At 39.5% G+C, this 22,500-nt stretch carries 24 protein-coding genes; 1 reads left to right on the forward strand and 23 read right to left on the reverse strand.

Features of this window, described 5'->3' with window-relative positions; genetic code table 11:
• Positions 1-5 precede the first annotated feature (5 nt).
• The 21 genes from Q0A12_RS15325 to Q0A12_RS15425 all read right to left on the reverse strand — a co-directional run bounded on the left by Q0A12_RS15325 (position 6) and on the right by Q0A12_RS15425 (position 18,915).
• Positions 6-773, reverse strand: coding sequence for a hypothetical protein (locus tag Q0A12_RS15325; protein WP_291293494.1), 768 nt, complete (start codon positions 771-773; stop codon positions 6-8).
• A gap of 292 nt (positions 774-1,065) precedes the next feature.
• The gene (locus Q0A12_RS15330) at positions 1,066-1,293 is read right to left on the reverse strand and encodes a hypothetical protein (protein WP_291293495.1); all 228 of its coding nucleotides are present in this window, start codon (positions 1,291-1,293) and stop codon (positions 1,066-1,068) included.
• 257 nt (positions 1,294-1,550) lie between these two features.
• Positions 1,551-2,009 (reverse strand): GAF domain-containing protein, encoded by a 459-nt coding sequence (locus Q0A12_RS15335; protein WP_291293496.1) that lies wholly within the window; start codon positions 2,007-2,009, stop codon positions 1,551-1,553.
• Positions 2,010-2,153: 144 nt separating this feature from the next.
• On the reverse strand, positions 2,154-2,792 hold the full coding sequence (locus tag Q0A12_RS15340) for an NAD(P)H-binding protein (protein WP_291293497.1): 639 nt from the start codon (positions 2,790-2,792) through the stop codon (positions 2,154-2,156).
• A gap of 131 nt (positions 2,793-2,923) precedes the next feature.
• Complete coding sequence (locus tag Q0A12_RS15345; RefSeq protein ID WP_291293498.1) at positions 2,924-3,349, reverse strand: Rrf2 family transcriptional regulator; 426 nt, start codon at positions 3,347-3,349, stop codon at positions 2,924-2,926.
• Positions 3,350-3,526: 177 nt separating this feature from the next.
• The gene (locus Q0A12_RS15350) at positions 3,527-3,931 is read right to left on the reverse strand and encodes a PTS fructose transporter subunit IIA (protein ID WP_291293499.1); all 405 of its coding nucleotides are present in this window, start codon (positions 3,929-3,931) and stop codon (positions 3,527-3,529) included.
• Positions 3,932-3,949: 18 nt separating this feature from the next.
• Positions 3,950-4,756 (reverse strand): PTS system mannose/fructose/sorbose family transporter subunit IID, encoded by an 807-nt coding sequence (locus tag Q0A12_RS15355; RefSeq protein WP_291293516.1) that lies wholly within the window; start codon positions 4,754-4,756, stop codon positions 3,950-3,952.
• Entirely contained in the window at positions 4,746-5,633 is an 888-nt protein-coding gene (locus Q0A12_RS15360) for a PTS sugar transporter subunit IIC (protein WP_291293500.1), read from the reverse strand. The genes Q0A12_RS15355 and Q0A12_RS15360 overlap by 11 nt, the downstream gene beginning before the upstream one ends.
• Before the next feature lie 10 nt (positions 5,634-5,643).
• The gene (locus Q0A12_RS15365) at positions 5,644-6,123 is read right to left on the reverse strand and encodes a PTS sugar transporter subunit IIB (RefSeq protein WP_291293501.1); all 480 of its coding nucleotides are present in this window, start codon (positions 6,121-6,123) and stop codon (positions 5,644-5,646) included.
• On the reverse strand, positions 6,120-7,901 hold the full coding sequence (locus Q0A12_RS15370; protein WP_291293502.1) for a beta-galactosidase family protein: 1,782 nt from the start codon (positions 7,899-7,901) through the stop codon (positions 6,120-6,122). Before Q0A12_RS15370 ends, Q0A12_RS15365 begins: the two co-directional genes overlap by 4 nt.
• 60 nt (positions 7,902-7,961) lie before the next feature.
• Positions 7,962-8,951 carry a tagatose-bisphosphate aldolase gene (lacD, locus tag Q0A12_RS15375; protein WP_291293503.1) on the reverse strand — a complete coding sequence of 330 codons (990 nt, stop codon included), beginning with the start codon at positions 8,949-8,951 and terminating at the stop codon, positions 7,962-7,964.
• A gap of 15 nt (positions 8,952-8,966) precedes the next feature.
• Positions 8,967-10,136 carry an SIS domain-containing protein gene (locus tag Q0A12_RS15380; protein WP_291293504.1) on the reverse strand — a complete coding sequence of 390 codons (1,170 nt, stop codon included), beginning with the start codon at positions 10,134-10,136 and terminating at the stop codon, positions 8,967-8,969.
• A 15-nt stretch (positions 10,137-10,151) separates the two neighbouring features.
• Positions 10,152-10,886, reverse strand: a complete 735-nt coding sequence (locus tag Q0A12_RS15385) for a GntR family transcriptional regulator (protein ID WP_291293505.1) — start codon at positions 10,884-10,886, stop codon at positions 10,152-10,154.
• A gap of 352 nt (positions 10,887-11,238) precedes the next feature.
• Complete coding sequence (locus Q0A12_RS15390; RefSeq protein WP_291293506.1) at positions 11,239-12,078, reverse strand: MBL fold metallo-hydrolase; 840 nt, start codon at positions 12,076-12,078, stop codon at positions 11,239-11,241.
• Positions 12,079-12,398: 320 nt separating this feature from the next.
• On the reverse strand, positions 12,399-13,751 hold the full coding sequence (locus Q0A12_RS15395; protein ID WP_291293507.1) for a HAMP domain-containing sensor histidine kinase: 1,353 nt from the start codon (positions 13,749-13,751) through the stop codon (positions 12,399-12,401).
• Entirely contained in the window at positions 13,724-14,401 is a 678-nt protein-coding gene (locus tag Q0A12_RS15400) for a response regulator transcription factor (RefSeq protein WP_291293508.1), read from the reverse strand. The genes Q0A12_RS15395 and Q0A12_RS15400 overlap by 28 nt, the downstream gene beginning before the upstream one ends.
• 17 nt (positions 14,402-14,418) lie before the next feature.
• Positions 14,419-15,162 carry a lantibiotic immunity ABC transporter MutG family permease subunit gene (locus Q0A12_RS15405; RefSeq protein WP_291293509.1) on the reverse strand — a complete coding sequence of 248 codons (744 nt, stop codon included), beginning with the start codon at positions 15,160-15,162 and terminating at the stop codon, positions 14,419-14,421.
• A complete protein-coding gene (locus Q0A12_RS15410; protein ID WP_291293510.1) occupies positions 15,155-15,886 on the reverse strand; it encodes a lantibiotic immunity ABC transporter MutE/EpiE family permease subunit in 732 nt (243 codons plus the stop codon). The genes Q0A12_RS15405 and Q0A12_RS15410 overlap by 8 nt, the downstream gene beginning before the upstream one ends.
• Before the next feature lie 2 nt (positions 15,887-15,888).
• On the reverse strand, positions 15,889-16,602 hold the full coding sequence (locus Q0A12_RS15415; RefSeq protein ID WP_291293511.1) for a lantibiotic protection ABC transporter ATP-binding protein: 714 nt from the start codon (positions 16,600-16,602) through the stop codon (positions 15,889-15,891).
• A 478-nt stretch (positions 16,603-17,080) separates the two neighbouring features.
• Positions 17,081-17,215: a hypothetical protein gene (locus Q0A12_RS16435; protein ID WP_366031575.1), complete on the reverse strand. Its 135-nt coding sequence runs from the start codon at positions 17,213-17,215 to the stop codon at positions 17,081-17,083.
• Between the two features lie 86 nt (positions 17,216-17,301).
• A complete protein-coding gene (locus Q0A12_RS15425) occupies positions 17,302-18,915 on the reverse strand; it encodes a glycosyl hydrolase family 28 protein (protein ID WP_291293512.1) in 1,614 nt (537 codons plus the stop codon).
• A gap of 563 nt (positions 18,916-19,478) precedes the next feature.
• Here Q0A12_RS15425 and Q0A12_RS15430 point away from each other — a divergent pair.
• A complete protein-coding gene (locus tag Q0A12_RS15430) occupies positions 19,479-20,315 on the forward strand; it encodes an AraC family transcriptional regulator (protein ID WP_291293513.1) in 837 nt (278 codons plus the stop codon).
• 408 nt (positions 20,316-20,723) lie between these two features.
• Here Q0A12_RS15430 and Q0A12_RS15435 read toward each other — a convergent pair whose 3' ends face one another.
• Positions 20,724-21,902, reverse strand: a complete 1,179-nt coding sequence (locus Q0A12_RS15435; RefSeq protein WP_291293514.1) for a site-specific integrase — start codon at positions 21,900-21,902, stop codon at positions 20,724-20,726.
• 103 nt (positions 21,903-22,005) lie between these two features.
• Positions 22,006-22,320: a helix-turn-helix domain-containing protein gene (locus tag Q0A12_RS15440; RefSeq protein WP_291293515.1), complete on the reverse strand. Its 315-nt coding sequence runs from the start codon at positions 22,318-22,320 to the stop codon at positions 22,006-22,008.
• Positions 22,321-22,500: the final 180 nt, after the last annotated feature.

Raw genomic sequence — 22,500 nt, forward strand, 5'->3', positions numbered from 1 at the left:
GGGCCCTATCCCCCTACGACTGTCAATTCATGAAGTGTTTGACCTGCTTGATCCTTTAATTGCAGCCACCCATTGGTCCCTCCATAATAAAGAAATAGACCAACTTCATTGACACTTTTTAAAATAACTTCTTCTATCGTGTAATGATTTTTAATCGCTTCTTGATGATCTTGGCGGATTTTTTCTCCTAAACGAGCAGAAAATCCTAAGGAGCCATCTTTGTTATAGGGCACTTCTTCTGCCAGCTTTGCCCCTTTTTCGATGCGCATTTCATTTCGCTTTTGCCAATAAACTGTCGCCTTGCTTCCTTGGTAATCAAGGTAAAAAGGCCGATCCTTCAGCTCTTTTTTCCATTGGTGACGGGCTTTAGTTTTTTTCTCGGATTGAAGCGAATGAGGGCTCTTCACATACCCCAGCTTATCTAACAATAAGTCAAAGTTTTTCGCGCAGGCAGCGACCAACTCCCTTTGTTCTCCAGGAATCGATTCACCTGCTTTCTTCGAGAAGCCAAATTTTTCCTGATAATAATGAGCCAGATACGGTGCCTGGATTTCCCAGCTAGGTTTAATACTAATGATTCGATCATGAGATTGCGTTACATCTAACGAGGCATCCGTCATAATCGCGATGATGCTATTATTTTTGACAAGAAAAAACACCGTGTTCTCAAGTTGAGTCACTCGGTCATGGTCGGCAATTTGCATTAGTCCTTGTTCATTAGGCAGTTTAAACAGTAATTCCTCTTCTTCTAAGATCACCAATTCAGCTCTCATAGCCATTCCCTCCAAGTATCCGCTTTGAGCCTATTGTATCATCATTGGTTTGTTAAAGAAATTGATTGACCATAGGAACACTGATCATAGCAACAAAAAAGGGCCAATATAGCCAAACCACAAGCAACCTGACGATTCGCCACAAGGTCTGCCGCCTATTCCAGAGAGCAAAACCAATCGAACAAACGATTTTCTCACACCACAACCGCTAGCTATAAGTAGTTATTTTTTATTAAAAAGCTTATTATTTTCCTGTTTTTAAACAATAAGCATCTGTTCTTTTCCATGTTTTTCAACGAAAGAAACTTTCTATCATTGCCGATTCATAGATATCACAATAACGTGTGACGACTTTGCCACAACGTTCTTCAATTTCATCATGGTCCAGCTCGTCGTATCTGACAACGCTCATCACGACGCAGTTTTCCATTTTGCGAATCACTTCACCAATGATGTTTCTCTGCATACCTACCGGTTTACATTCGTAAGCTTTTCCTAAACAAATGTTATCACTATCCATAATTCTCACCTTCAAATTTAATTTTTCTAATTATGTTATCATAATATCACCGTTTTTTAATAATTAAAAGAAATACGCCTTCCGCAACTTATACCGGCAAACAAAAAGACCCAAACAAAAGCAACGGGGCAGGAAAACTGCCATCAATGTCTCTGTCTCCAGAAACTTGCTTACTCTTGTTTAGGTCTTACTTTAGTTTTGATCCACCATAAAGGACTACTATTTAGAAAAAAGGCGTAATAAGATACTGCGAAAAATTACTTGCGAGCAGCCACTAATAAAGCCGCAAATTTTTCTAGATAAAGTTGATCAATCGCATCATAACTATCTGTTTTTGAACTATCGATATCTAATACACCGATTAATTGGTCATTGTCCATCATCGGTACAACGATTTCTGACATGGCTGCCGAATCGCAGGAAATATAGTTCTCATGTTCTTTGACATTGGCCACGATCATGGTCTTTTGCTTGGCAGCTGACTCCCCGCAAACTCCTTTTCCCAGTTTAATACGGGTACAAGACACTCGACCTTGAAAAGGACCTAAAATCAATTCACCTTCTTGAAACAGATAATAACCTGCAAAGACTGTATCGTGTAATGTTTCATTCAACAATGCAGAAGAATTGGCTAAATTTGCCAGCCAATTGCTCTCCGCCTCTAACAAGCCTTGTAATTGAAGCAGCATCAACTCGTAAGCTTCTTTTTTCTCCATATCCATCACCTCTGCTATTGATTATAAGCAACGGACAGCGTTTTGTCTTGGTAAGATTTTTAATTTTCGACTCTTTCTTGAAAAACATGCTAAAAACAGCTGCTTCTATCGGTAACGGTTCACTGAATCTGTTTCCATCAAGTTTTAGGCATCGATCACAGTAAATCGTGTTTGTTGATATTGAGGAGCTTCTAATTCATCCAAAATGGCTGTCGCTAATGTGCCACTAGAAGTCACAGATTCTCCTGCCTCATTGTGAAGCAAGTGATCTTTTCCTAAAATGGCAGGCTTTGCTTCTCCAGCTTGGAAGACATTTCCTGGAGAAATCCCAACCCAGTCAACGTTTTTAACAGTTAATAAGAAGTTGTACTCATCGAATTGATTTTCTGGAATCGCGATCCAACTCTCACTGCCAGGGGCTTTTTTCAAGTCATTGACATTCCGCTCGCCAGCATCATTTAGTAAGCTGCCAGCACCAAGAATGAAAAATAATCTGGTTTTCTTTTGACGGAAAAGGTGAATCAATCGGGCCGCTAAATCAACGTGAAGGTACGCTTGATCGGGACTCGTAGCAAAGGCATCAACGATCGCATCAAAGCCTTCAAGTTCTCCTTCCTGCAATTCAAAGGCATCTTTAGTTACTAACTTAACCGCGGGGCCAAATAGTTCTTTTGCTTTTTCTTCATTCCGAACGATGGCAACAACTTCGTGACCTCGAGCTTCTGCTTCACGATAAACAGCAGAACCAGCATTTCCTGTAGCACCAATAACTCCGATTTTCATTTCTATCTCTTCCTTTCAATCTAAAACTCGTAAATACTAAAAAACGCCATGTAACTTTTAAGGTTACATCTTGTATTATAAAAAGAACGCTCCTTCTCGTCAAGCAATTGCTTTTGAAAAGGAGCCTTCCTTCATTTTTCAGCAGCCACATTGAGCTGATGAATAATGTCCGCTAATGTGATTTGCTGCATTTCTGATTCGATTTTTTTCTGTAAACGGTCATAGGTCTCATCCAGAACTTCCTGAATGCTGCCGCCAATCAGACAATTGGGATTGGTTTTCTTGTCAATATGCAACAATCGTTGATCCTTCTCCACACTTGAATAAATATCCAGCAAAGTGATCTCTTCCGGACGCTTTAGCAGTTTAGGTTCAGCTTTCCCTCGTTGGCTCTCAATCAAACCAGCTGTTCGTAGATCACTCATGATTCGACGAACATACGCTGGATTGGTCTCGACACTTTGAGCAATCCGATCACTGGATAAATCGGTCCCTTGCAACATTTCAATATAAGCCAAAATATGAATGGCATCGCTGTATTTCGTTGAGTACTTCATCTCTTTGATGTCCCTTCAAAATTATACTTTTAGCTATCATACCTTTTTTTAAGGAATTGTTCAAAGAGTTGGAGTCACTAGTCATACTTTCTCTTCAAGATCCAACAAAGTCTCCATAGGTTTAACCAAAAAGAAGGAATAGACTGATGTACCCTGCCACGTGTTGCGATGAGCGTCTTAATCTTCTTCAAAACTTGCAACTTCGGTAAGAAGGGTGTTGATATGTTGAATATTGTCTTTTCCAAACTGGCCATAATCGAGTGCTTCGCCTGTTAAGGCCCCATTGAGGAAGCCAATCACCATTGGCATATTCATTCCTGCATATAGCTCAAACGTCGTCCCTTCCATGATTAGTCGGGAAGCGACATTGCAGGGAGTCCCCCCCATCAAATCAGCAAAAACAACTGGCTCTTTAGATTCTGCAATGACAGTGGCTAGTTTTTGCCGAAAATCATCCGCACCTTCTTCGGACAATAAGGGCACTGTTTGGATCTCTGGCTGTGGCCCCATGATCATTTCGGTACTTCTTTTCAATTCTTCACAAAAGCGGCCATGACTGATCAAGATTAATTGCTTTTCCATCCACTTTCTACCTACTTCCTACTTTGAAATAATTCCTAATGCTGACAAGACCACACTAACGATCAATACCACAAAAATGGCTTTGGTGGAGGTCATATTTTTCTTTCCTAACATCCAGTAGACAACGCCGACAATCGCAGCTGGTAAAAGTCGCGGCAAGATCATATCAAGATTATTTTGCATATTCAATGTGACATCGCCAATATTTGGTGCCCAAGCAAATTGAACATTGACCATCGTCGCCACTAATGCCCCCACCATAAAGACACCGAGTAATGTCGCCGCATCTGTTAGCGCGGTCAATCGACTTTGCATGGTAGTTACAAGAGAAATCCCTTCTTTGTAAGCAAATTCCAGCTGTTTCCAACGAAAGATCATGACAACGATTTGAGCAGCGATCCAGATAAAAATACCAATCGGATTGCCATTGGTAGCCATATTTGCAGCCAATGCACCAAAAATCGTTGGTATTAAAGCAGCGAAAATCGAGTCACCAATGGCTGCGAAGGGCCCCATCAAACCAGCTTTCAAGCCTGAAATGGTATCTTTTGCCTGAAAACCTTCTTTTTCTTCAATCGCCAAATCAATCCCTGTCACGATTGTGTTGAAGAAATTAGACGTATTAAAGAATTGCGTATGCGTTTTCATCATTTCTTTTAATTCAGGTGTGTTGTCCCCATAGATTTTACGTAATTGCGGCAAAATGGTGTACAAATATCCCGAGCCTTGCATCCGTTCATAGTTCCAGCCTAATTGAAAGCCAAACAGGCTACGGCGATTGATTTGTTGGAAGTCCTTTTTCGTTAATTTACCATTAGATTTCATCGTCTTCAATCTCTCCTTCCGCATGCTGCTCGTTTTGTGCGATATTATTTGCTGGTCGTGCCTGTCCATTTTTGTAGCTGATAGCTGCAAATGCGAAACCGATCAGCGCGATGGCCAACATTGGTAATGCGTTGAAGGTACCGCTGAAATCTTTGACCACACTGGCTACACTGCCTCCCAAAAGCTGGATATTGCTAAATACGGTGGTCAATAATGCCGTCAAGACAAAGCCTAAAATAAGATAAGGAAAATGTTTTTTTACTGGTAAATAACGAAGTAAAATTGCAAAACCGACTGCTGGTAAGACAGCTCCGGCAACAGACAAGCCATCGCCTAACCACTTTAAATCACCATTCAGATAACCAACAACATTTTCCACTAATCCGCCGCCAAAAGCCAACGCGAGAAAAACAGGAACCAGTCGTGATAACGCCCATGGTACTGCACCTAACAAAAAGTTGCGTTCGATGGCTTTGAAATTCATATTTTCCACATGGGTATCGATTCTGTGAGCAAAATAGGTATTGGCAAAACGAGCTAAAATATCTAATTGGATCATCAAACTAGCTACCGGTACGGCAATCGCAGCGATGGCCTGTTCTGGATCCATTCCTAGTGCAACAGAAAAAGCGGTGGCCAAAACGGTTCCTGAATTGGCGTCGATCCGTGAAGCACCGCCAAAAGTTCCGACACCAAGGACGGTCAGCTGCATACTTCCCCCAATCAATAACCCGGTTGTGATATCACCCATAACTAATCCGGAAAAAAGGCCTGCAAAGACAGGGGCACTCATTGAAGAATAAATCTGTAACTCATCTAGAATCTGATAACCAGCATATAATGATAATAATAAAATTTGCCACCAATGAATTTCCATATTGATTCTCCTATCTTTCTAAAAGACTGATAAAGTTTTCTGCTTTATCACTAGGGACCATTTGTGCAATAAGTTTCACGCCTTTGTCAGCAAGTTCCTTGAATGTTGCGATATCTTCGGGAAGGACATTGATTGACTTGGTAATCGCTTTTGTTTCAGCTGTTTGAGACATGTTTCCCACATTAATTTCTGTGATCGGTACACCTCGTTCAACAAGTTTTAGCAAACGGTCAGGTTTTTTCGCAACGATCAACAGCCGTTGGGAATCATACTTGCCTGCCAAAATATTGTTTGCGGCTTTTTCAATCGGTAACACACTCAATTTGACTCCTGCTGGTGTGGCTAATTTCAACCCGCTTTTTTCGATTGGGCTTTCTGCTACTTCATCATCCACGACCATGATTCGGCTAATATTCAGTTTCGTCGTCCATAAGTTCGCCACTTGACCATGGATCAATCGGCCATCAATACGCACAGCAATAATACTCATACTTTTTCCGCCTCCATTGTTTTATAGACTGGTGTTTCTCTTAACTGTAATTCTGTTGAAAAAATGCCCTCCGTTTCAAAAATAATGATGGTATTTTCTCCTTGATTCAAAATCCCGCTTGGTACATACAGTGATAAGATGGGGCCAACTTCCCAAAAGCGGCCAATATTAACATTGTTGACCAAAACGATTCCCTTGCCGAATCCTGTCAAATCAATAAAGGTATCTTTTTTGTTCTCTAGTGTAAAAGAGTACCGGTAAAAGCTAGGTTGTTCAGGATGCCAGTCACGGGAAAAATCAATCATTGGCGAGCGACTAAAGTCTAACCAATAATGGATCCAATTGGTCATAAAGTGCAAATCAGCCATCACTCCTCTACGGATACCTTTTCGTTGGCTATCGGCTGTCAGCTTATGCCCATAGTTGACTCGTCCCATATTTTCTACTAGAATATCCACTTGATTTTCTACGGACGATTGCGTAAGCCACACATCCTCACCAATTTCTTCTTGATACTGAGTAGCAAGCAATCGTTCATTCAAGAACACCTGCGCACGATCACTGCCATCAATGATTCGAAGTTTCTCTGTTTCTGCATCCCGTTGTTTTTTCGTCCGATACAACAAATAACCATAGGGATGGTCCAATTGTTCCATCGTTTGCGGATAAACCGTCGTTACTGGTTGACTGATTTGATCGATGACAGAAAACAAACTGACTTTATCTTGTAGTTGAAGTTCCATTGATAGAGCTGTTTTGATGCGCGGTTCGTGCTGTTCAAATTCTGGAAAATGTTCTTTTAGCATTTTCTGCAATGCGTCATATTTTGCTGTTGGATTTCCTTGCTCATCCAATGGTGCATCGTAGTCATAGGAAGTGACTTGCGGCAAATCAACAGTCCCTCTTGCTGAACAGCCATTCATAAAGCCGAAATTAGTACCGCCATGGAACATATAGAGATTGACACTGCCGATTTCCAACGCTTCTCTGACGGATTCAGCGAGCTCAAAAGGATCTCGCCGAATGATTGGTTCATGCCAGCGATTGAACCAGCCATCCCAGAATTCCATACACATCAATGGCCACTTTTTGTTGTGGTGATCAAAAAATCCCTGCATGGTCGCAAAATTTTCTTTTGCTCGGGAACCAAAATTTCCTGTTACCAACACATCATCTTCAATCAAGCTGCCTGCTCGCAACGTCGCCTGCCACGGACCATCCGAAGTAAAGAAAGGCATATCGATGCCACGATTTGTCAGCATTTCTTTAATTGCTCGCAAATATGCTTTTTCTTCACCATATGATCCATATTCATTTTCTACTTGGATCATCAAGATATTCCCACCATGACTCAATTGATGGGGAACGATTTTTGGGAGCAGCACATCGTAATAGTCCGCCACATGGGCTAAATAGTTTGGATCAAATGCTCGTAGTCGGCCAGACTCCTGTAACAGCCAAGGAGGCAACCCGCCGAATTCCCATTCGGCACATATATAGGGAGAAGGTCGCAGGATGACATACAACCCTAGCTCTTGTGCTAAGGATAAAAAACGCTCTAAATCAAGCATCCCTTCAAATTGAAAAGTCCCTTTATGAGGTTCGTGCAAATTCCAAGGCACGTAGGTTTCAACAGTATTAAATCCAAGCGCTTTCAAATTATACAAAGAATGCGCCCAATCCTCTGGATGGACCCGAAAATAATGAATCGCACCAGATAGTAGTTTAAACGGAGAACCATTCATTAAAAATTCTTCTTTGATTTCAAAAGTTGCCATCTTCTACTCCCATTCATTGATAGTCAGTTATTCGTAGCGAATTGCGTAAAGCAAATTGTGCTATTTATCAAGCTGCTCTACTTTCTCATGCCACGAAACGGCGGTTTCTTGTATCACTTCATTCAATTGTTGAATGTTTTGTTTTCCTTGTTCTGCCAGCCATTCTAACGTTGCTGCTTCGCCCTTTTCAACAAAAGGAGCGACAGCCTCTTTCCAAGTAGCCCTACCACAGAGTACCCCATTGAAACGAGCTCCTGCTTCTTTGGCAAATCGCAAGGTAGCCATGAATAACGTCGCGGATACCCCTGCGCTTAAAAAGATATACGGCAAATCGGTCGCATCGCTTTGTTCTTTAAAATAAGCGCCAGCTTCTTGACGCGTATAGGCGATCTCCTCTTTGGCAAATCCTTCAACAAATGCCATGTTCACGGGCACTTCGACTTTTAAGACATCTACTTTGTACTGAGGTTTCGAGAATTCTTTCATCATTTCAATGACTTTTCGGGGTTTCGCTTTTGCATAGGAAAGAGAATGTGTCTCCGAATTTTTGGCATCATAGGCTAACAATTCCAAATAAAATGGGAGCCCTTCAGCCATGCATTCGCTTCCAATTCGTTCAACAAAAACTTGCTTTTGCCGATTGATTTCCTCTGCTTCCTCATAATCGTAATACAGTAAAAATTTCACCGCATCCGCACCTAACTCTTTCAATCGCACAACTGAACAGTCCGACAGCAGATCCGGCAAGCGGCCGGGTACGGTTTGATCATAACCAGTTTTTTCATATGCCAACAGCAGACCGCTCGCTGCTGCACGCTTCTGTGCAGCAGGCAGTCCGTATTCAGGATCCAATAAAATGGCTGAGGCATAAGGAGTCAATTCTTGGGAAATTAGTGTTTTAAACTGCTCAATTTTTTCCTTTGTCGCTTCCATCCCTAAAGCCGCCATCATTTTCTTCAGTGCGCCTCGCTGATCGATCGCCAAAGCGGTAATAATGCCTTCTGGCGTCGATAGACGTTCCATTGCTTGTCTTTTTGACAATTCCTCCATGGCTCACATTCCTCCCTATTTTTCGTATGGATAAATCGTCACACCTTGGACCACGCGATTGACCGTTCCGCTTGGTGATGGTTCATCGGGCGTATTGCCGACCTTCACCGAACAATGCAATGCGATTGTTTGGGCCACCATTATATCTGCTAAAGCGAGATACCCATCCGGCACAAGTTCCTCTGCAGTGAATTCAAAAGCATCCCCACTGAACAACGCTGCCTGCTGTCCGATGCCAACCACTCGTTGAGCAATGCCGTCTTTTTTGATCTCTTCCAGCATATCTAGATCGTATTTCTGTGTATAAGAATCATTGCTGACAAATAGGAAAACCAGTGTTCGCTGGTCGACAAAAGATTTTGGACCATGTCGAAAACCTAAAGACGAATCAAACACCGTAGCGATTTTTCCCGCAGTCAACTCAAGAACTTTTAATTGGGCTTCTCTCGTCAGTCCCCCTAAACTTCCCGAACCTAAGTAAATAATGCGATCAAACTCTGATTCGAGAAAGCTTTGGATCTCTGATTCTCGCTGGACGACCTGTTTTCCCAGCTGGCTTAATTGATGAACATATCCTTCTTTTTGCGCATCCTTCGTTTGATCAAAAATAAGTAGCGCAGTCAACGTCATACAGCTGAAACTACTGGTCATAGCAAAACCAGCGTCATTGGCTTTGTCTGGCATTAGTAAAACCAGATTTTCTTTTTTGGCAGGTATTTGGGTCGCCAATAATCCGTCTGGGGCGCAAGTAATCACGATATGGTAGAGATGATGGACCAATTGGTTCGCAATCTCGACTGCAGCTAAACTTTCGGGGCTATTGCCACTGCGAGCAAATGAAACCAAGATCGTCGTTTCTTCAGGAATCAAATATTCTTTTGGCGTAGCAACGATATCCGTAGAGCCAATACTTTGAAAAATGAACTGCTTTGTATTTCCCTGTTTCGTAAGAAAGGGAACCACTGTATCTCCCACATATTGAGAAGTTCCAGCGCCGGTAAACACTACTCGAATCGGACGTTCGCCAGCCGTCTGTTTTGCCTCTGCCAACAGACGTGCCAGCTCTGGAGCCGTCTTTTGATAACGATCAAAAGTTTCTTGCCACAAATCCGGTTGTTGTCGAATTTCTTGAGTCGTATGCTCTGCCCCTCGTTTTTGCAGTTCTTCTTTTGACAACATAAACATTTTTCTTCCTCCAATTCAGTTTGTCGAACGTAGGTGCCGAATTTTGTAATGAAATTTATCGGCCCGCGCCACACTTAATGTAAATTCAATCACTTCGTTCTCGAGATTGTAGGTTGAGCGCACCAAATGAAGCACTGGTGATCCTTCGGGAATAGTCAATAACTCACTATCTTCTTTCTGAGCAATGCTGGCATAAAATTCTTCATCAGCAGATCGTACGATTTGATTGAAATCCTCAGAAAACAAATCGTATAACGGCTTTTCAGTAAGAAGCTTCCGAGAGAGTGTCATAAATAACTTCACTGGTAAATAAGATTTCTCGATCATCATTGGCAAATCGTCGGCTAAGCGCAAGCGGTCTAGCTGGAACAACGGTTCACCTAGTTGGACATTCATATGACCCGCTAGATACTTGGTTGCTTCAATCTTTTTGAATGCCAATATCTTGGTTTCTGGGCGCTTCCCCATTGCCCGCATTTGTTCGGTAAAACTATAGGCACCAGCTAAATCAGTCGCATTCGTCCTTAACTCCGAAACAAAGGTTCCTTTTCCATGTTGTCGATAAATGTAGCCCATTTTTTCCAATTCTTGCAGTGCTAGTCTCACCGTCGTGCGGCTAACACCATAATAACTGGTCAACTCTCTTTCCGAAGGCAGCCTGTCATGAGCGACCATGCTGTTTTCGATTCGTTGTTTCAATATTTCTACCAGCTGATAATAAAGTGATTTTGATTGAAAGGTATTTTGCATCGATGTCTCTCCTAACTGGTTATAACCACAATACAAGTATAGTAGTGGTATTTTTTATGAGTCAATACAGGGAGCGATATTTTTTTCATTTTCATTTTTTCGTTTGGTGATAACAGTTGATATTGTTGATTTTATTAGGACTCTATAAAAATGAAACCTCCTTTTCTATCTTTTTTCTTTCAAGAACACCTTCAATTTATCGTATTTTCATAAAATAACTGGTATCTATTTTTGCCAAATTTTCAGCGCTCCCTTTTTTGCGCAATCAAAAAAGCAAGTCGAGGAAATCACCCATCATTCCTCAACTTGCTTATCTCACTCTTGGTCGTTGCTAAATCATCTGTCAGATGAATCAAAGATGGATCTCCATCCCATCATATGCGGTAATGATCTTTTCTGAAACCGAGAGATCCGCCATCTCTTGATATGTTTTTCCTCCATTATGAGAAAAGTGATTCGCGACAAAGACTGTTTCTTCCGTTGCTAACTTGCGAGCCATCAGTTCTTGTTTCATTTGGATATTTTGTGACCAATTCATATGATTGGCCATCTGGTCAGCGTGGGTCTGCCCCGTACAATCCATTGATATGCAATCAAAAACAAACCGATTTGCTTCTAAAAAAGCAAACATTTCTTCAGTCAAGTACCCTGTATCATGTCCATAGAGAAGTGTTTTTCCTTTTGGATCTTTGATAACATAAATAAAGCAATCTTCGGCAAAGTTTCCGTGCTGTGCGGGTAATGAATACACTTCATAGCCATTGATCTGTGTTTTTTGATACGCTTCCAAAACATGATAGGTCAACCGCTGTTCATCATAGCGCCCTTCCAACTGAAACGCACGATCATAAAATTCTTTTACATACGCATTGCCATAAACTGGCAATTGAGTCGTGATTTCATTGGCATAGCCAGACATTCGATAAGCCAAATCTTCTCCATAAAAGTGATCTGAATGCCAGTGGGTCAGCAATAATGCTTCGACGCGATTATAATCCACTCGACCACTCAACCGATGCAGGTAACTATCCCCCGGAAAATCGATCAAGAGCTTGCCATCATCCAACAACGTTTGCGTTTGCGTCCGGATCTCCCGTCCTTTTTGCTCCGTCGCATGACGACAGATCCTACAATTACAAAAAATGGCTGGAACACGTTCAGCCGCAGCAGTGCCCAAATAAGTGATTTTCATCCTCATCCCTCATTTCAAGTTTTTGTCTTTGTTTAGGTATAGCATAATTTTTCAGGACTTTCATGGCTTTTTCCAGATTCTAATCAAACTTTCCTTCGGATTAAATTGAATCCTCAGCATGACTGAAATTCTGCGAAGGTTTCCAATCGTCTCCTGTTCTCTTAGCGATTCCTCACTTGTTTTCCGGCGATTTTAGAACGCTTTATCATCTGGATATCTTGATATAATCTAAATACATCACTTTCTCTTAACATTTTGTCTCGTTTGTTAGGCCAACTCCAGTTTTTCAATTACCATTAGAGACTTCAATTCTAGAGAATTCAATTCTCATTTTTTATAGTAAACGTCACTTTTGCACCACCAGCTTCATTTTCCAACCTAATTGTGCCTCCATGATCCTCCGCGACACGTTTCGCCAATGCCAAACCAATTCCATAATTTGTATTCGTAGAGCGGCTTTGATCCTGCTGCCAAAACATTTCCGTTGCGTGTTTAAGCGCTTCTGCTGAAAATCCTGGACCAGAATCCTTCACAACAAAATAAATCATCTGATTTTTTTCAGTGACCGAAATGGTTATTTCACCGACGGTTGAATAGGCTAAAGCATTTTCTCCCAGCGTGATCAAGACCCTGACTAAGTTGAATTTATCACCAAAAATCTGCAACTCGGGTGGAAACGAATAGGTGATCGACAGCTGCTTTTGTTTAGCCAAAGGGCGTAAAATAGCATCAACTTCCTTTAATAACTCTTCAACGGAAACTTTGCTTTTTTCTTTTGTGAGCATCTCGAAATTGGTTACTTGCTGTAATAGTTGCAGATAGTGTTGCGCGCGCTGACTAGCCTCAAAAATCGCTTGCGCCGATTCTTTTTGTGCTGCTGGTAAATGATCTTCCAGTAATAATTCAGAATTTCCACTAATAATCGTTAATGGTGTTTTAATATCATGACTTAATGAAGCTAGTTCTTGTTTTTTTTGTTGCTGATCGTGCCATTGTTGGACTAGCGACTTTTTAAGTGCTTGGCGCATTTCCTCCATTGAATGTAAGGTGCGATCAAACTCTTTAATACCGCTTTTTGTTTTTATTGGCGAATCCAAATCTTGCTGTGCGACTTGCAAAGTGGCTTGATTGATCAATGCGATTTTCTTTCTTAAATGCTTACTTGAAAAGCGAATGACAAGGATAGAATAAAAGGCAAGTGCCAAAAGAGTGAACACGATAAAGAGCAATTCTGGCCTTGGAAGATGTTTCCGAAGCCAAGGATTCGTAAACAGCGCTTGATATTGCCAAACAAATAGACAATACGTGCCATCTGAAAATTTTAGATAGGTGCCGTTAGTGTATTTTTCGTCGCGATTATCATACCGTGCTTTTATCTTAGTTAATGCTTCATTTTTCAAAGATGATGCGAGGACCTTACCATCCGCATCAAAATAGATATAATCAAAATAACTGGCATCAAAGTTCGTTGAAAAACGACCTTCTTTTGATAAGTTTTCAATCGTATTTCGGGCTGCTGTTTCACCACTATTAGATGGCGTAATGAAATTCATTTGCAGCATCATCAAAAATGTAACAACTGCTAAAACAGCGATCAAAATCGCCCCACCAAAAGCCAAGAATAGAAGACGCGTCACATAACTGGTCAAACCGATAGATTGTTTTTTTGCCATTTATAACCAATCCCCCAAACGGTTTCAATTGGTGTTAGTTGATATTGTTTTAGCTTGTTGCGAATATTTTTGATGTGCTCAACAATTACAGTTTCATCTGAGGTACCGTCTAAGCCAAATACAGCTTCATAAATTTGTACTTTCGAGAACACTTGACCAGCATGTTCTAGCAAATAAACACTAATCGCATATTCTGACTTAGTAAATACTATTGCCTCTGACTGAAAATAAAATTGTTTCGCTTCCAAATCAACTGTCAGCTCATCACTCCGCAAAACATGATGATGCTCGCGCTTCTCTCTCCTTAGATGAGAAGCAACTCGAGCACGTAACTCTCCTATGGAAAAAGGTTTCTCAATATAATCATCTGCACCAATTCCCAAACCATGAATCAAATCCTGCTCAGCGGTCTTTGCCGTAACAAAGAGGATGGGCACATCAATCTGTTGCCGAATTCTCTCTAAATAACTGAAACCATCTTCATTTGGCATCATCACATCAAGTAAAATCAAATCAGCAAACTTCGCTTTTTCCAGAGTTACTTCGGAAGTATTTGCAGCCGTTTCCACTTGATGCCCTTGACGTTCAAGAGCTGTTTTAATTAAATCTAAAATTTGCGGATCATCATCAATCGTTAAAATTCTTGCCATATTTCCCCTCCACAAGTTTATTCTTCATTCGTGCGACCTTCCCAACGATTCATGAGAACAAAAAGAATAGCCCCCATCAACAGCGTTATGACTGCTATTATCAAAAGAATGATAGGGAAAGAAATAAATTTTAGCAGCGCATCACCGGAAAAATTATTTCCCAGGAAACGGATCAAACGCATTCCCCAAGCACTAGGAAAAGCTATCCACATTAGTTCACCTAAACCAGTCAACATTAAAGCACCAATTAAAAATTCTATAGTAGCCATCCCCAGATTAACATTTGGATTAAATTTAAGACAGAGACAAGTATGGAAAAAATATTGAAAAATACTACAGCCAAAAACGAGTAGAACTAAATGGCCAACCTGCAGAAAAGAAAGGTGATAATTCATCACAAACAAACGATTCAGCAGATGATAACCAACGATTGCGATGAAACAAGCAAATAGGCCACTGGCAAATAGATAAAAGAGCTTGGATAGTAAAGCACGGCTGCGAGACACGGTGCTCAAAAGGAAAAAGCCACCGCCTGCTTCAATTTCTTGATTAATAATAATATTCGTCAGCCACGAGGCGACAATCGGATATACTAAAGATAGTACTTGGCAAAAATTAATCATCAGTTGATTTCCATCATGCTGCGCCATCAGTTGATAACTAAAGAAAATAAAAACACCTAATAAAGGAACCAATAAATGAATCAGAAAAAAAGCTGTTTTCTTCAATTTTAAAAAATCGGCAGTCAGATTGTTAATCATTTTTATTACTCCAATCAACTAATTTGGTAGTTATCCCTGTCATGAGAAAAAATAAGCAAACCGTGATGGCAATTCCTGGAAGAATGACTCTTGTATCCCAGAGTGGACTATCTGTTGCAAGCGGAATGCCATTAGGATTGACACCAATAATCGGAGCCATCAATCTACTTGGAATAGCAAAAGGAATAACCCATAATTTTTCTCCAGCTATACTTTGAAGAGAGCATATGGTGTTGATTGCAAATAGACTTAGGAAAGTTATTGATGAATTAAATTTCGTCACGAGCCACATCCCCATTGGAACTTGCCAAGCCCACGTGATCGTCAATACTCCCCCCGCTAGTAATCCACGCCAAATTGGGTAGGATGAGCCAAAAAGCATTCCAGAAATGGTTGAAAAGCCAAATAATAGTGCATTCATCAAAAACAGGTACGTGCAGCCAGTTAAAATTTTTGATAACCAAATTTTTTGACTCGGAATTGGTAGAGTTTTTAGATTGATAAATTCCAACCGTTTCTCATTATTAATTAAACTAATTGCCAGAAAGGAGACTGCAGCTGGTAAAAGTAGAATGTACCACCAATTATAGGCCGCAATCTGAGATAGCTTGCCACTCATTAAAAAAACCGCAAAAAAAGTTGCTATCATTGGGAAAAAAATCATACCGCGCCTACCAAAACCACGACGCCCTTTGATATATTCTGCTTGGATTAACTTCACCATTTTTAAAGTCCTCCTGTTTCCGTATACGTTTGCGCCACTTCTAAAAATAACTTTTCTAATGCTTGTGTATCTTCAGGTAAATCCCCTTGATAGCCTAAGCGACCATTTGAAATAATCCCAATTTTATCAACCGTCTTCTCGATTTCCGATAAAATATGACTTGATAAGATAACTGTAATTCCTTGTTCAGGAAAGGAGCGAATCAGATTCCTTAAATCTTGAATACCAATTGGATCCAGCCCATTTGTTGGTTCATCCAAAATCAGCAGTTTTGGATTGTTTATTAAAGCTAAAGCGATACCTAAACGTTGTTTCATTCCCATTGAAAATTGACGAACTTTTTTCTTTTTCGTGTCCTCCAATTGCACAATTTTTAGTACCTCTTCAATGCGATGTTTCGGTAATCCTAATGACAATGTTCTGACTAGCAAGTTTTCCTCAGCTGTCAAATTCCCATACAAAGGAGGTGACTCAATCAATGCGCCAATTTCATTTAAATCTTTTCTTTGCCAAAGCTTTTTACGATAAAGAATTTCCCCTTTTGTTGGTGCAATAATTCCAGCAATCATTTTTAGTGTGGTCGATTTTCCTGCACCGTTTGCTCCCAAGAGACCATACACGCTCTTTTCGGGCACTTGGATAGTTAAATCTGCAACAGCATCTTGATGGTGATACGTCTTTGTTAAACCTTTCGTTTCTAAAATAATCTCTTTCATGATGAAGCCTCCAATTTATTGATACTTTCATCCTAATAAAGAAATATCAAGAAACGATAAGGAAATAAACATTTATTTAATAATAGAAATTTATAGCAGGATTTGAAATCGCCCCACACTTTTCACCCGACTGGTTGAAAGAGAACTACTTGTTGCTCTGTTTTTTTATTTCTTTCAATAGACTATTTTGTCTGTTATTCAACACGATACCATTCCTAAAAAAATTCCACTTACTCCTTTAAAATCGTTTTTTTTTTAGGGAGAGCCAGGGGGATTTAACGAAAAAAAGCCCTTGAAATCAAGGACTGATTTTATTCGTTAATTACGTATCTGCACCAATTTTTGCAGGTAGCAACGCAACAATTTTTTGCGACATTATTTTGTAAAAGAAATCATAAGTAGTTTTAACTAGATTATCAATGATTTTTATCGTTGTGAACACGAAATGTTGATGAGCCTATAAAATATGAGCCACCGCTTATTCTCCTCGTAAGATTTCAGCGTAAGCCATAATTAACGAGACAACACCTTTCGCTTCATTTTCTACGACTGCTTCAGACATATAATATTCAAAACCGCCATTTTGTTCTGGAGTTTCACCTAAACCTGCCATGATCACAAAATTAGCTAGGACTAATTGTCCGTCTTCTTCAGATAAGTAGTTATCGCAAACCCTATAAAATGCTTTTTCTCCATATTTTATTCATCCTCTTTCATTGTGATATTGCTCACCGTTGCTTCAGCCAATATATAGGTTGGCTGATTAAGATTAGCTATTTTGACATTTTCAAAGCACACACTTTGGCACTTTTCTAGATAAATTTCTTTCGTTTCATCAGTAAGCATTCCTAGCGTCACATTTTTAACGAACACATTTTGAACATAAGCTTGCCCATCTGTAGAAGTTTCATTACTAAAACCAATTAACTCAATACTGCGACCTGGACCATTAATCACAGTATTTTCTATTCTAATATCCGAAAAGACGGGTAAGTGATCCGCCGGCAGTCCGTCGGCATTGTACTCCACACTATGGGCTTTAAAGCTATCGATTTCACAATCTTGCATAGTGATATGTTTAATGTATCCACCCCGATTATTATGAGCCTTCAACTCTAACCCATACAGCGTATTTTTAATGCGACAGTCCCTTAAGCTAACACCGTCAACACCACCAGACTGTTCACTTCCAATAGCCATCCCATGACCGCCTACCATTTCTAAATCAAAAATACGCACATTTTTCGTGGGAATATTGATTTGATTTCCTTCAGGATTTTTGCCTGACTTAATAGCGATACAATCATCACCGGTATCAAAAGTAGTATCAAAAATCAGCATATTTTGGGACGAATCTGGATCCCAGCCATCACCGTTATCAATTCCCTTAGACTTAATCGAGATACCATGAGTTGTCACCGTATCACAATAAATCATGTGAATCGTCCAACAGGAAGGGTTCGTCACGGCTACCCCAGTTAAGTGGATATTTTTTGCCTGCATCATACAAATCAATCGACCTCGTACCCGTCGGCCAGGGCGTTGATCTGAATAATACTCAAAATATTTTTCAACATCTTGATAAATTTCTCGCATAGCAAGTCCTAATTCATTTCCACCACCACAGATTTCTCCTACTCCACAAATTCGAACATTTTCAATAACCGTTTTTTTGCGATCAGATGGGTCAATATATCCTAGATTAATCAAAGAGCGATAGCAATGAAGCTCCCAGCCTTCATAACGGCTTAAAGGTAAGCCATCTTGATTAACTTGACCTTGAAACCAGCTTTGTTCTTTGGTAATCGTATAATCTTTTGGATCAAGACTAGCTATCAGTTTGCCATCCACTTGGAAAGTCACATTGCTCTTTAAATCCAAAGCACCAGTTAAAATGACCGCTCCTTCTGGAATTAAAATCGTCCCATGTTCTGGACAATCAAAAATTGCTTGCTGAATCTTAACAGTTGACTTAACAAGACCACTGGCATCAGCAAAATAAGGGGCTTTAGTGACATCAATTAGTGAGCCTTGTTCTTTGGTCCGAACCACCAAGTTAACTCTGCTACTCACATCTTCGACATTCATCCGATCAACCGTCACTAATTTAAACGTATAACTAGTACTAGGTAACAGATTGGTTAAAGTGATATGGGTTTTGTTAACTGGTCTTTTGGCAATTAGTTGGTCTTCTTGATACAGATGATAAGCAGTCACTTTGTCATAATTAGCCGGCTTATCCCAAATTAATGTCAATGAATCAGCCGCCAAAGTAGCTGGAGCCAGTTTAAAATCAGGAATTTTATTTGTCATGATATGCCTCGCATTTCTTTTTACCTTTATCATAACTGCAACAATGCATCTGAAAAGCCTTTCTGTGATACTAGTAACTATGCTTCAAGATTCTTTACAAAAATTGAACTATATTGACTTTTGCATAATGAAAAAGTCTTTTACTGAATCAATAGAATGGATAATCGAACGACTGAATCAATTTGTTTATTATTAAGCTGCAGTCATAAACGCTATGAATTAAGACTTATTTGCTATAGTATTGCAAATGATTTCAACATGGATCTGGCAATTCTTAGCAACGAATAATCATGAATCAAACGGATTTTGTACGTATTTTAATTGTCCCTCACCAACTGATTTTTTGTGGTATAGTTACTTTGATCACTGCACAAAAAAGCCAATAAAATTCTCCGTAATGGAAAAAATGGCGGTATGTTGTACGAAAAAGGCTTTATCCACTTCCAATAGAACCGATATATCTTAGTTAAAAAATAGCGACTTTTCAGATTTACTACGAAAAAAATCTAAATTTCGATAAAACAAATGACTTAATGAATTCAAACGATAGAAAGTGTGTACCGATGGATATCAATAGTCCGATTTATGTAGATCACGTTCGACGACATTCTCCTTATATCATGCCTCGACCCCACAGTCATCCAAAATATGAGTTATATTTTCTGGCTGGCTTAAAAGGCTCTGGCAAAATTACGATTAATGGGAACTGCTACTCTTTAAAACCCAATACTTTGATTATTATTGATCAGAATTTAATTCACCAAACAGATTTTTCTGATTCCCTCGTTCATGAACGATTTTTATTAGAAATAGATCCTACACTTTTTTTAAATGAAGCAGACCAGCTTATTCATTTTCCTGTGGATTTATTTTTCAAACAAGCGACTGGTGTCTATCCGCTTGACGATGATACCTTGAGTAAAGTTGCTAATCTATTTATGAGTATTTATGATGACTCCCTACTTATGGAAAAATACTTTGAGGATTTGGTGCGCTTAAAAATACTAGAAATGATTCTCATTTTGACACGTTTTATGGAAGAAAAAGAGAGCGCCCAGACTCGCTCCGAGCAGATGGTTATCTTACGACCGATTATTAAATATATCAATGAGCATTGGGCGGATAACTTATCATTAACGCAAATTGCCGAAGATTTTTACATCAGTAAATCTTACTTGGCACGAGCGTTTAAAAACTGCACTGGCAACACTTTGCATCACTACGTAAACCTCCTAAGAATCAAACAAGCCCAACGAATGTTGCTACTCTATGAAAATGAAAGTATTGAAGAAATCGCCCGGCGTTGCGGGTTTAATTCTACTAGCTACTTTATTCGGAAGTTCCGCGAAGAAGTCAATATGGCCCCTAAACAGTATCGTAAAAAATTTCGCACTAATTAAAAAGATGCTTCGCAAACTAAGTTGGGGGAATGGAGCAACATAATTTTAGGCATGAATTTACGACTCAAATTTTTGGTTCTACAATCGATCGTGTCGGCAGGAGAACGATTTTCTATCAACAATTTTTTTGTAAAATAACCTTCATTGTCTTGCTATCAATAATACCTATCACAGGGTCACTGAAAATGGTGAAAATGGTGAAAATGTCCAAAAGAAAAAAGCCCTTGAAATCAAGGGCTTTTGCTTCATCTGATAATAAATGATTAACGACGAATTTCTTTGATACTTGTGAAAAGTCGTTAAAGTATTGATATAAAAGGATTTTTATTCCCTCTGACTACATATTGACTACTTTGTTAAAAAATCGTTTTTCAAGAATCCTGTAATACCAGTGCTTTCACCGTTTTTTTAACTCTCTAAAGAACTAAAAGCAATCAGAGGTTTTACCTTTTCATTTGACGTTAAGTGGCGATAAATTTTCGAAGTTGTTTGGTCAGTATGGCCTAAGCGATCCTTCAAGACTTCCCAGCTACAGTGTTCCGCTACTAAGCTTGCCATTGTATGACGAGCTAAATGAGTATGAAATGACTTATTAATTCCTGAACGGTTCACACACCGTTTGACGTGATCATTTACATACTCTCGACGATAAGGAACACCACGTTTACTAGAATCAAGATACACAAACAAAAATGTTTCTTCTATAGTAAACCTGTAATGTTGCCTCATCTCATCCAAAGCTTCAATCAACTGTTGTAGCTTTTCCATAACTAGAGGAGTTACTAGAACTCTTCTAGCAGAGCTAACTGTCTTAGTAGTTTCAATCCGAAACTCCTTACTCTTACCTTTAACTGCCGTTTGCTTATAGAATAGAATTTCATTTCTTTTGAAATCTATATCTCCAGGCTGTAAAGCAAGCGCCTCGCTGACACGGCAGCCAGTGTAAAATAGAACATGGAACAGGACAGACATCGGTAATTCCTCATGAACAATGCCATAATTCAAAAAAGTTCTCAATTCATCGACCGTAAGAAACTTGTCCTCAATATTATTTACGGCTTCTTTTAAATCAGTTACCGTTAACTGATATTTTGGCATTCTCACAGACTTCATTGGGTCTTCACTTATCAAATTCTTTCTTTGACAGTATTTGAAAACCATATTCAGAACTTGAACAAGTGATTGTAAACTATTTTTGGCATAGCCAACATTTGTTCCATTGACACCACGTTCCTTTAAAGTAAAAAGCAATTCTTGAATGCGCTCCGGTGACAAATCAGATAACTTTTTATCACCAATCCATCGAACGATAATTTTTAATTGTTCTTCTCGCTTGTCATAGGTTATTTCCTTTTGCTCATTTAACGAACGGTAATATTGAAACCATTGTTCACCTACAACACTAAACTTGTCATTGCTTGCAACAATTTTTTTCTTAAGCCTTTGTTGTTTCTCCATTTCAAGATAGGCGAGTTGTGCCTCACGTTTTGACTTAAAACCACGTCTTGTTGTCCGGTACGCTTGGAAATACCATGTGATCCTACCTGTAGAACTAATTTGCTTCTTGAACCGATCTTTTGTTTCCATTTACAGATTCCTCCCTTGAGAGAAGAACCCCTTAAGCGGAAAAATATAAAATCTCTTATTCTCTATATACGAATTGTACCGCAAGTATAGAAGAAATGAAATATTATAAGGAACGCAATATACGAAGCTGTTCACGATAGTCATTCGAATCATTCTTCCTCATCCATTCTAAAACATCATCACGAAAATAGTGTCCCCGAATCCCATACCAACAGGGAGGAAACTCACCAAGTTTTACTAAACGGTTCAGTGTGCTATCACTTATCTGAAATAGTCGCTTTAAATCAGCATTTGTTAAAACCAGAGGTAAATGACTAACTGCAAGCAATTTTTCCGTATAATCTTCCAGTTTTTTTTGTAAAATTGAATAGAACTCTATTTCCAGAGAATTAACAATTGTCTTAACTTCCAACTCCATCACCCTTCTCTATCAAATTCAAAACGACCACCACGGTACCCCCTTTAACTTGTAAAAACCACTCCATTACTCCATCAAAACGGACTAGAAAAGAGGAATTTATAATATGAAACAATAAAATGCAGACAAAAAAATAAATAACGAAAAACTAGAAAAAACAACAGCTAAAGCCATAGCAAC

Source organism: Enterococcus sp. (assembly GCF_022711995.1).
GTDB lineage: Bacteria > Bacillota > Bacilli > Lactobacillales > Enterococcaceae > Enterococcus_D.

What these genes read in the sequence shown, in the direction of transcription:
- Q0A12_RS15325 (WP_291293494.1), bottom strand. Translation starts at nt 773, where the DNA reads ATGAGAGCTGAATTGGTGATCTTAGAAGAAGAGGAATTACTGTTTAAA.
- Q0A12_RS15330 (WP_291293495.1), bottom strand. Translation starts at nt 1,293, where the DNA reads ATGGATAGTGATAACATTTGTTTAGGAAAAGCTTACGAATGTAAACCG.
- Q0A12_RS15335 (WP_291293496.1), bottom strand. Translation starts at nt 2,009, where the DNA reads ATGGAGAAAAAAGAAGCTTACGAGTTGATGCTGCTTCAATTACAAGGC.
- Q0A12_RS15340 (WP_291293497.1), bottom strand. Translation starts at nt 2,792, where the DNA reads ATGAAAATCGGAGTTATTGGTGCTACAGGAAATGCTGGTTCTGCTGTT.
- Q0A12_RS15345 (WP_291293498.1), bottom strand. Translation starts at nt 3,349, where the DNA reads ATGAAGTACTCAACGAAATACAGCGATGCCATTCATATTTTGGCTTAT.
- Q0A12_RS15350 (WP_291293499.1), bottom strand. Translation starts at nt 3,931, where the DNA reads ATGGAAAAGCAATTAATCTTGATCAGTCATGGCCGCTTTTGTGAAGAA.
- Q0A12_RS15355 (WP_291293516.1), bottom strand. Translation starts at nt 4,756, where the DNA reads ATGAAATCTAATGGTAAATTAACGAAAAAGGACTTCCAACAAATCAAT.
- Q0A12_RS15360 (WP_291293500.1), bottom strand. Translation starts at nt 5,633, where the DNA reads ATGGAAATTCATTGGTGGCAAATTTTATTATTATCATTATATGCTGGT.
- Q0A12_RS15365 (WP_291293501.1), bottom strand. Translation starts at nt 6,123, where the DNA reads ATGAGTATTATTGCTGTGCGTATTGATGGCCGATTGATCCATGGTCAA.
- Q0A12_RS15370 (WP_291293502.1), bottom strand. Translation starts at nt 7,901, where the DNA reads ATGGCAACTTTTGAAATCAAAGAAGAATTTTTAATGAATGGTTCTCCG.
- lacD (WP_291293503.1), bottom strand. Translation starts at nt 8,951, where the DNA reads ATGGAGGAATTGTCAAAAAGACAAGCAATGGAACGTCTATCGACGCCA.
- Q0A12_RS15380 (WP_291293504.1), bottom strand. Translation starts at nt 10,136, where the DNA reads ATGTTTATGTTGTCAAAAGAAGAACTGCAAAAACGAGGGGCAGAGCAT.
- Q0A12_RS15385 (WP_291293505.1), bottom strand. Translation starts at nt 10,886, where the DNA reads ATGCAAAATACCTTTCAATCAAAATCACTTTATTATCAGCTGGTAGAA.
- Q0A12_RS15390 (WP_291293506.1), bottom strand. Translation starts at nt 12,078, where the DNA reads ATGAAAATCACTTATTTGGGCACTGCTGCGGCTGAACGTGTTCCAGCC.
- Q0A12_RS15395 (WP_291293507.1), bottom strand. Translation starts at nt 13,751, where the DNA reads ATGGCAAAAAAACAATCTATCGGTTTGACCAGTTATGTGACGCGTCTT.
- Q0A12_RS15400 (WP_291293508.1), bottom strand. Translation starts at nt 14,401, where the DNA reads ATGGCAAGAATTTTAACGATTGATGATGATCCGCAAATTTTAGATTTA.
- Q0A12_RS15405 (WP_291293509.1), bottom strand. Translation starts at nt 15,162, where the DNA reads ATGATTAACAATCTGACTGCCGATTTTTTAAAATTGAAGAAAACAGCT.
- Q0A12_RS15410 (WP_291293510.1), bottom strand. Translation starts at nt 15,886, where the DNA reads ATGGTGAAGTTAATCCAAGCAGAATATATCAAAGGGCGTCGTGGTTTT.
- Q0A12_RS15415 (WP_291293511.1), bottom strand. Translation starts at nt 16,602, where the DNA reads ATGAAAGAGATTATTTTAGAAACGAAAGGTTTAACAAAGACGTATCAC.
- Q0A12_RS16435 (WP_366031575.1), bottom strand. Translation starts at nt 17,215, where the DNA reads ATGGCAGGTTTAGGTGAAACTCCAGAACAAAATGGCGGTTTTGAATAT.
- Q0A12_RS15425 (WP_291293512.1), bottom strand. Translation starts at nt 18,915, where the DNA reads ATGACAAATAAAATTCCTGATTTTAAACTGGCTCCAGCTACTTTGGCG.
- Q0A12_RS15430 (WP_291293513.1), top strand. Translation starts at nt 19,479, where the DNA reads ATGGATATCAATAGTCCGATTTATGTAGATCACGTTCGACGACATTCT.
- Q0A12_RS15435 (WP_291293514.1), bottom strand. Translation starts at nt 21,902, where the DNA reads ATGGAAACAAAAGATCGGTTCAAGAAGCAAATTAGTTCTACAGGTAGG.
- Q0A12_RS15440 (WP_291293515.1), bottom strand. Translation starts at nt 22,320, where the DNA reads ATGGAGTTGGAAGTTAAGACAATTGTTAATTCTCTGGAAATAGAGTTC.